Origin of the sequence: uncultured Mucilaginibacter sp. (assembly GCF_903913935.1) — a bacterium.
Taxonomy (GTDB): Bacteria; Bacteroidota; Bacteroidia; order Sphingobacteriales; family Sphingobacteriaceae; genus Mucilaginibacter.
In genome coordinates, this window is sequence record NZ_CAIWNH010000394.1 from 1 (window position 1) to 8,294 (window position 8,294).

Here is an 8,294-nt window from a genome sequence, read left to right on the forward strand (position 1 = left end):
ATAAATCTATTACAGATTATATCCTTTACCTCAAATCTAAATACGGAACCGAAATAAAATACTTTTCATTTAATGAATCGGACCTCGGTATTAATATCCGCCTAACCGCACAGGATCATGATGATTTTATAAAAGGCTGTGGCGCTTATTTTGCTGCATATGGGCTTAAAACCAAAATGTTGTTGGGCGATAACTCCGATGCAACCACCTACTCCTTTATTTATCCTGCAATGAATGATCCGGAAGCACGGCAATACATCGGTGCAATTTCTTTTCACTCCTGGCGGGGGTGGGAAACGGGTATTTTACAGCAATGGGCAGACGCGGCAACCAAACTTAATGTACCGCTAATAGTTGGCGAAGGCAGCATTGATGCCGCTGCCTGGAATTACCCGGATATTTTTCAGGAGCAAACGTATGCGCTTAAAGAAATAAATCTGTACACCCGTTTACTGGCTATTTGCCAGCCACAGTCGATCCTGCAGTGGCAGTTAACCTCCGATTATTCGCCTTTAATAGGGGGTGGTATCTTTGGTAACAACGAACCCTTGCACCCTGGTCAGCGTTTCTGGAACCTGAAGCAATTGTCTATCACCCCGAAAGGTTTGTACGCCATGCCTATAAGTTGCGACAGGCCAAATATTTCGTGTGCCGCCATGGGCGATAACCATAAATCGGTTTATGCCATACACCTGGTTAACAATGGCACAGAAAGAAAAGTTATTTTATCAGGATTGCCTGCAGGGGTGAAATATTTTAAAATTTATACGACGACAAAGGAACTGAATATGCAGGAAAACGAATCGGTTCAGGTGAAGAACGGTGTGGCGAAATTTACGATCCCGGCAACATCTTATGTCACTTTAATTAGTCAATAAAAGTTTTTTACATACTTTTAGGCCATGAAAAACGACCCGCTAAGCGCCGCGCTTTTTGAGATGCGACTGGAAGAGATCCATCGCGGCGACCCCTGGCTCCGTTATGAAATTTCTATCCGCGATTTTGTGGCTTTGTTCACTGTAAAATATAAAAATGGGCGCCCAGTAAGGCCGGATCACCCCGCAGCCTATGGCGTTGACCGGGAAGTATTTTTGAAAGTGCTGGTGGCGTTTAGCCAATGCTTTAATTAAGCTGAGAAATAGCGCAAATCACCATCAAGCACAGTTCATAAACGGAAATTGTAGCGTAGCGCTACACATGCTACACCCTGCTACAAAGCGCTACACGGCTGATAATTAATAACTTAACTACTGACAAGATTTTGTCAGTGACAAGATCTTGTCAGCAGTTTTAGGCCGTTTCTAAGGTTTCTCAACCGTAACATCCTGCGCTAAGGTGGCATCATCCGGAGTGGTTGCCAGGTTATTATCCAGAATATAAAGCGCATCGTCCTTAGCTGCGGCGCCCCCTGCTATTTTTATTTTATCAAGCAGGTCCATCGCCAAAGTTTCTTCTTCTGTTTGCTCTTTTACAAACCATTGCATAAAATTCCAGGTGGCCCAGTCCTTTTCGGCCATGCTCAGGTTAACCAGGTTGTATATAGAGGTGGTATTGTCTACTTCCGACTTGAATATTTTTTCAAAGCAATCATTTACACTTGATGGATCAGGGCCGGGACCGGGAATTTCTGTTACAACTACCTTGCCGCCACGCTTTAAAATATATTCCAATATTTTCATCATGTGGTTGCGCTCTTCGTTGGCATGCCTGAATAAGAAGTTCGAAATACCCCCGTATCCTTTTTCATCCGCCCACGCGCCGTATGAAAGGTAGATCTGCGCGTTATACGCCTCATTGGTCATCTGCTGGTTCAGCGCTTTTGCTATTGAACCCGAAAGCCTGTTAGTATCCATAAAAAGATTGTTTGTTTGGAAACTAAACTACCAACAGGAAAAAATGTTTGACTTACCTGGCAGAAATTATGGATACAATAATCCAATGGAATACAGGCGCGAATTTATGGCAAAGCGTATGCTTTCCTGGATGATGGGTAAAAGAAGGTAAACAGGCGGGTGATGGTACCCGCCACTTTGGGTTAACCTATTTATATGCTGAAATGTGGCTTGTTTTTATGCTGAGCATAAAAGATTTTCCGACACTGATCTTAACGCTTTTATCCTGCAGCATTGCTTTGATAGCCTCGTCAGATTTAAGTGCTTCGTAAAGGTCACGGGCTACAGGCGAGCCACTGATATTGGTGATCACCCTGCCATTCTCCATGGTAATGCTGAAAGAATAACCGGACTTGCCGCGATCGCCCGCTGATTCAAAATCCTGGATGTTCAATTTAAACTGTTGTTCTGAAACAAGGCTCTTTTTTAAGTGCAGCCGGATAACGGGCAGGTACCTTTTCCAGGTAGTTAAATATTGTCTTTCTTCCATGTGAGTTGATAAAGGTATGGATAATATCAACAGGATGCTATTAAATAGATCACATTTATAGCTAACCGTTTTATATTAAGTTAAATACGCCGGCATAAAAACAATAATTTATGAATTCAAATAAGTTTTAAGAACTTTTTACGAAACAGATTGTCACTCTACCAATGCAATTTTTGCAATATTGCAACTTGTTTTTGTTGTTTAGCGGTATTAAATTTAACTCAATTATATGAGTCTAACTTAATCAACTAATAACTTAACTATGTTTAAAGACACCAAAGCATTCAGTGGTTTTTCAGTAAACGACGTGCAAAAAGCCAGGCAGTTTTACCATGGCAAGCTTGGAATTGAAGTTTCAGAGAATGAAATGGGCATCATGACCCTGCATATCAGCGGACGCGGTAAAATAATCGTTTATCCCAAACCTAACCATGAGCCGGCAACGTTTACCATCCTCAACTTCCCTGTTAGTGACGTTGAAAAGGTTGTAGACGAACTTATTAAAGCCGGAATCACTTTTGAACAATATGGTGAACCGATTAAAACTGATGCCAAAGGTATCGTGAGAGGCAATGGCAGAGGCCCGGATATCGCCTGGTTTAAAGATCCCGCCGGTAATATTTTATCAGTGATGAAAGAAGGTTAATTTCACTTTTTTATTTCCTGCCCCACAAACATCAGTGTTTTGGTGTGCGGCACAATGATGTGAAATTCTCTCATTCCATATTCACGGTCAAACGGCGGTTTGTTTTTTATATCGCCCACTTTGTCCTTAATAGCATCCCAAAGGCTGTCAATTTCATCCACTTCCAGGTAAAACTCCGTTTCGCCAATATCTGTGCCGGCGTTTAAAATGTGGATCATGTGATTGTCTTTGTAAACTATGGCATAATTATCAGCGTTCATAACTGCTTTAAAACTAAAAACGTCCACAAAAAAATTAAGGGTCGATTTTATATCGTACGACGGCACCATCGGGCTTAAATACAAAGCTTTATACATAACAATCCTTCAAATAATTATTTACTGATCAACACCAACCGCAATGGCGATTTTCGGATAAATATAAAAGATTTTGAAAAGCCACATAGTGCTTAATTACAAAATCAAAATGGGTAACAATTTTAAGTTTTCATTAAACAAATCCTTTCTGCCTGAAAGAATGAAGGCATCCCGCAGATGAAGTGTCAATGTATCTGTCCCTGAGGCTGGTGTTTTCATGTATTTTTTATAGTGAATCAACACTCTGTCGCCTTTTTCCATCATATTGATATCGTTTTGCGCACCGGAGATCTTTTCAATTTTGGTTATAGCTTTTTCACCATTACCAGCTTTATTATTCAGTATAATATTTAACGAATCGGTGATAACCTTAACGGGGAAATCAGCATGGTTAACAATATAAAATTCAGCGTATATCGTGTCCTGTGCATCATAAGTCTTTACTTTGAAATTTAAGCCCGAAACGGCTATTTCCTGTTCACTTAAATAAACAAACGGAGATTTTACAGCCGGCAACACTGTTTCAAGATATTTCTTTTCGCGGTCATTGAATCCGGTTTTTGTATCAAATGAATAGCCGTTAAGCACCTTTTTATTCTCCTTACTATATGTATTGAATTCAGTTTTGTCTGTAGCGGAGTTTAAGGTCAGGGATACTAAATTGTCATTCCCGATTTTATAGCTGACGGATGCCCTGTAGCTGCCTTTAAAATTGCCGGTCAAACCTGTCACCTGGTATAGCTTAAGATCATTTACAGGCTTGAACATTACTTTAAGCGTAGTGTCTTTTCCACCGGTCAGGGAAAATGGCTCAAAACCAGCAGGCCGTCCTGATCTTATTCCCTCGGGCGTTGCAATCTCCATCTCCTGAAAATCAATCGGTGCGGAGCCCGAATTGGAAAGTTTTAGCTGCGCGGTTAATTCCGTGGTTTTTATTTTTCCGATAAGACTAAGGCTGGCCGACAAATCGCCGGCGGAGGTATCAATAGTAGTATAAATTAGTTCATTGGCATTACTTTTTATTTTTTTGGGTGACGAATTGCAGCTATATAAAATGAAAATAGTAAGAATTACAATAACAGATAACTTCATATTTTAGGCGGATTGAGCGGTAATTGTTTTATAAATGGTTGAAGAAACACAGAGATGGAGTGTTTCTTCAACCGATGAGCATAATAATTAATAACCTGTAACTGACCAGATAGAATAAGAATTTGGCGGTGCCTGGATCAAAACCCTGCCATCAGCGGCAACAGTTTGTATCCAGCCAGAGGCGCCGGTGTATTCTTTTATTTGTTTGTTGGCCCAGTTGCTGGTTACCCATTGCTGCTGCCAGTAACCTGTTCCGTTAAAATATACGATCACACCAGGTGCCGCGCCGTAACCATTGCGTCGGTCGATATACTGGTCGCTCGCCGAATATAAGTTGGTTGTTGTGCCGCCAGCGAGAGTTCTGTGGATCCAGATCAGGTTATTCATCCTGCCTTTATCAAGCCATTGCTCATAATCACTGTAAAATACACAAGGATAACCTTCATGTGTCATGATATAGGCATAGGCTGAATATTTATTCCCGATAATGTCTGTATCATGATTGGAAACGAAAGTAACTGATTTGGCACCATTTCTTTTCCATAACATGTCATCGTTTAAATGGGTTAGGTCGTTGCTGTCAAAAGCGGAGTGCATAGCATAAAAGCAGGCAAAGTCAAAAGCAGAAGAGGTGCCGCCGGTAGCATTAACCCAGCTTTGTAAGTTCGCTGCGTTACCATCCCAGTCTTCGCCAACAGCAAAACCGCCAACGCTGTTTACATAGTTTTGAACCACCCATGCGCCAAAACCCTTTACATAATCAAAGCGCCATCCGTCATAATGCATTGTGTTTTTGTAATATCTTGACATGCTATAGGATGCATTATAGATCCAGTTGGAAACGTTTGCCTGTGCATGGCAAAGATCAGGGAAGCCGCCAAAGACGCCCTCATCAGATGCATGGATATTGTTGGGGTGGAAGTCGCTGTAACTCCTGTTAAATTGCCCTGACAGCGGCGTAAATTTGGTGTAAGTATTGGTACCGGTATAAGGGTTAGCTTCCAGCGAACCCCCGCTGCAATGATTTAATACCATATCTGCGTATACCTGGATGTTATGGGTGTGCGCGTTGGCTATCAGTGTATTCAGATCGGTTAGGTTACCGAAGCGTGTTGTGGTTGATCCCATTTGGTTATAGGTGCCAAAATCGAAATAATCATAGGGGTCGTATCCCATACTTGAACCACCGCTTTGTCCTTTGGTAGCAGGTGGAAGCCAAATAGCCGAAATCCCTGCTGCATCCCATGCTGCTATTTTGCTATTTACATTTTGCCACCACGAGGAAGTGTTGGGTGTGTTCCAGTAAAAGGCCTGCATTAACACGCCCCCACCCGGCCCGGCAGCAGCATCGTTTACAAAGGTTTTGGAGATTTTTGCCGAAGCCGGTGCGTTTTCCGTCACCGCCGACTTTTTGCATTGTGAAAAAGTTAACAATAATGCCAGGAAGATTGATGCCCGGCCCAAACTGTAGAATTGTCTTTTCATAATTTTTGGTTTTTAGTAAATAGGTATTTAGTTTATTGGTTTAAATGCATTTTTATTAATTCCGGTAACGTTCCCGGAATATTTATTTACGTTTCCATCCGGCACACATATATCATTTCGCTTTAGAATTTGTTTTTCCTATCAGGTTAAAAAAGCAGAAGGGCACCTATGCAAAAAGCAATACTTATCCCTCGCAGTCGCTAATAGCGATCACAGGCTTTTTTATTTAAACAGAATAGGGTTACAGTTTAAAGTTTAGTTTACAAATTGGTTAGTGATACACACTGAAACTAAGGTACGGTAATAGTTAATATTTGCAAATTAATTTATATGAAATTTTTAATTAATTAAAAAATATAAATGATTGTTAAATTTAACCAATTAGAAAGTTTTATCCTTAATGTTTTCACTATGATTAAATTGACTTTTTCCGCCAAATTTTAACGCAGGGCAATATTTTGATGGATGACGTATGTATCTGTTAAACTAAGAAACTTTTTCGTAAAAATTAAACCAATACCGGTAACGTTCCCGGTAAATCATGTCGCCAATAAGTTTGGGCAAAAAAACAAGTGTGTATTTTCTGCGTGTTTTTAACTTTCTGCAATGATTTTTTTGAATTTCAGGCCAAATATTTGCATGGACCAGCGGACAGCTTTGACCTATTGCTTAATCATGGCTTTATTTGATTTGATGGTAAATAAACATGCTATATTTGGTGCTTTATTCAACCGGTAAATCAAATTAAAAATATGAAGATCTTATTTTTTTGCCCGCGCTGGGGACAAGAGGCTGTTGAGTGGGATGTGTTTTTGCAAAAGGTAAAACAGGAAGGGTATGACGGCGTTGAAGCCAGCCTCCCTTATGGTGAAAAGGAAAAAGCGGAGATATTGAATGGACTGGAAAAGCATGGACTTCAATTTATTGGACAGCATTACGAAACCACTGAGAAAAGTTTCGATGTTCATTATCAGCAATTTGAACAAAGGCTGCACAATCTTGCTTCAAGCAACCCCCTGTTCATCAATTCTCAAACAGGGAAAGACTATTATACTTTCGAACAAAATACACAATTGATTGCCCTGGCAACAACGGTAAGCAACCATACCGGCGTGAATATTTTGCACGAAACTCACCGCGGTAAGTTTAGCTTCGCTGCACATATCGCCAGCACTTACCTTGCGGAAATTGAAGATTTGCGCATCACGCTGGATATATCTCACTGGTGCAATACTGCAGAATCTTTTTTGCACGATCAGCAAGAGGCTGTTGACCTGGCTATATCGCGCACTGACCATATCCATTCGCGTGTTGGTTATCCTGAGGGGCCGCAGATCACAGATCCCCGGGCCCCGGAATGGAAGGAAGCTTTGAATTTTCATCTCAGCTGCTGGGACAAGGTTGTCGCCAAAAAACAAGCCGAAAATGCACCTTTGTTAACGATAACGTCAGAATTTGGTGCGCCACCTTATTTGCCATTGCTGCCCTACACTAAACAGCCGGTGGTAAGCCAGTGGGATGTGAATGTGTTTATGATGGAACTGCTTAAAGAGCGGTACAAGTAAAATTGTCTGTCATCGCCAAAATGAAATACTTTTTAAGCTGCGATTGGGGCACCACATCATTCAGGATAAAGCTTGCCGGGACAAATAACGGGAGGGTAGTTGCCGAAGAAAGTTCGGCCGATGGCATTGCCCGGATATTTGAGTTCTGGCAGCAAAGCGGGCTTCCTGAAGCAAAAAGAAGTGGCTTCTATTTGGATGTGGTACGCCGCCATATCAACATGTTGGAAGAAATGATAAGTCAATCCTTGTCAGGTGTACCGCTGCTTATTTCTGGAATGGCATCATCCTCTATTGGTTTCATTGATATTCCTTACAATTCTGTGCCTTTTTCGGTAGATGGAGCGGGTATTCAAACGGCATTTATCACGGCAGCAAAAGCATTTGACCACAATGTATGGGTGATATCCGGGATTAGAACTGATGATGATGTAATGAGGGGCGAAGAAATCCAATTGATCGGTTGTATTAGCCGGGGGCAGATCGTGAAAAACGAAATGTTTATTTTCCCGGGCACACATTCAAAACATATCCTCGTTAAAAATAACCAGGTGGTTGATTTTAAAACTTACATGACAGGCGAGGTTTTCGCTTTACTAAGTCAAAACAGCATTTTAAAAAATGCTGTTGAACGGAACCAAACCCAGAACACCAATCCGGACCTTGAAAGTTATAAAGCGGGTGTTAAGGATGCGGTTTCCTCAAACTTGCTTCATTCTATTTTTAAGGTGAGGACAAATCAGTTATTTGAGGTATATCAAAAAATAGAAA

Annotated in this window: 10 protein-coding genes; 5 read left to right on the top strand and 5 right to left on the bottom strand. The window is 41.1% G+C overall.

All coding sequences use genetic code 11. The features are described 5' to 3' along the window. Positions 1-878 (top strand): hypothetical protein (locus QZY09_RS15720; protein ID WP_295673898.1); only part of this gene is annotated, 878 nt, incomplete at its 5' end. Between the two features lie 24 nt (positions 879-902). Further along, complete coding sequence (locus QZY09_RS15725; protein ID WP_295673901.1) at positions 903-1,130, top strand: hypothetical protein; 228 nt, start codon at positions 903-905, stop codon at positions 1,128-1,130. Positions 1,131-1,301: 171 nt separating this feature from the next. Here the strand turns inward: QZY09_RS15725 and QZY09_RS15730 are convergent, their stop codons facing one another. Continuing rightward, positions 1,302-1,853, bottom strand: coding sequence for a ferritin (locus QZY09_RS15730; protein ID WP_295673903.1), 552 nt, complete (start codon positions 1,851-1,853; stop codon positions 1,302-1,304). Positions 1,854-2,040: 187 nt separating this feature from the next. Then, complete coding sequence (locus QZY09_RS15735; protein ID WP_295673904.1) at positions 2,041-2,382, bottom strand: hypothetical protein; 342 nt, start codon at positions 2,380-2,382, stop codon at positions 2,041-2,043. Between the two features lie 262 nt (positions 2,383-2,644). Between QZY09_RS15735 and QZY09_RS15740 the strand changes: the two genes are divergently transcribed. Continuing rightward, entirely contained in the window at positions 2,645-3,028 is a 384-nt protein-coding gene (locus QZY09_RS15740) for a VOC family protein (protein WP_295673905.1), read from the top strand. A 2-nt stretch (positions 3,029-3,030) separates the two neighbouring features. Here the strand turns inward: QZY09_RS15740 and QZY09_RS15745 are convergent, their stop codons facing one another. The 3 genes from QZY09_RS15745 to QZY09_RS15755 form a co-directional block, all read right to left on the bottom strand. Beyond that, the gene (locus QZY09_RS15745) at positions 3,031-3,384 is read right to left on the bottom strand and encodes a hypothetical protein (RefSeq protein WP_295673908.1); all 354 of its coding nucleotides are present in this window, start codon (positions 3,382-3,384) and stop codon (positions 3,031-3,033) included. Between the two features lie 96 nt (positions 3,385-3,480). Next, on the bottom strand, positions 3,481-4,476 hold the full coding sequence (locus tag QZY09_RS15750; protein WP_295673909.1) for a hypothetical protein: 996 nt from the start codon (positions 4,474-4,476) through the stop codon (positions 3,481-3,483). Between the two features lie 87 nt (positions 4,477-4,563). Then, positions 4,564-5,961: an alpha-amylase gene (locus QZY09_RS15755; protein ID WP_295673911.1), complete on the bottom strand. Its 1,398-nt coding sequence runs from the start codon at positions 5,959-5,961 to the stop codon at positions 4,564-4,566. A 752-nt stretch (positions 5,962-6,713) separates the two neighbouring features. Here QZY09_RS15755 and QZY09_RS15760 point away from each other — a divergent pair. After that, the gene (locus QZY09_RS15760; protein WP_295673912.1) at positions 6,714-7,526 is read left to right on the top strand and encodes a sugar phosphate isomerase/epimerase; all 813 of its coding nucleotides are present in this window, start codon (positions 6,714-6,716) and stop codon (positions 7,524-7,526) included. Positions 7,527-7,546: 20 nt separating this feature from the next. Next, the coding region (locus tag QZY09_RS15765; RefSeq protein WP_295673914.1) for a 2-dehydro-3-deoxygalactonokinase at positions 7,547-8,294 on the top strand (748 nt) is incomplete at its 3' end.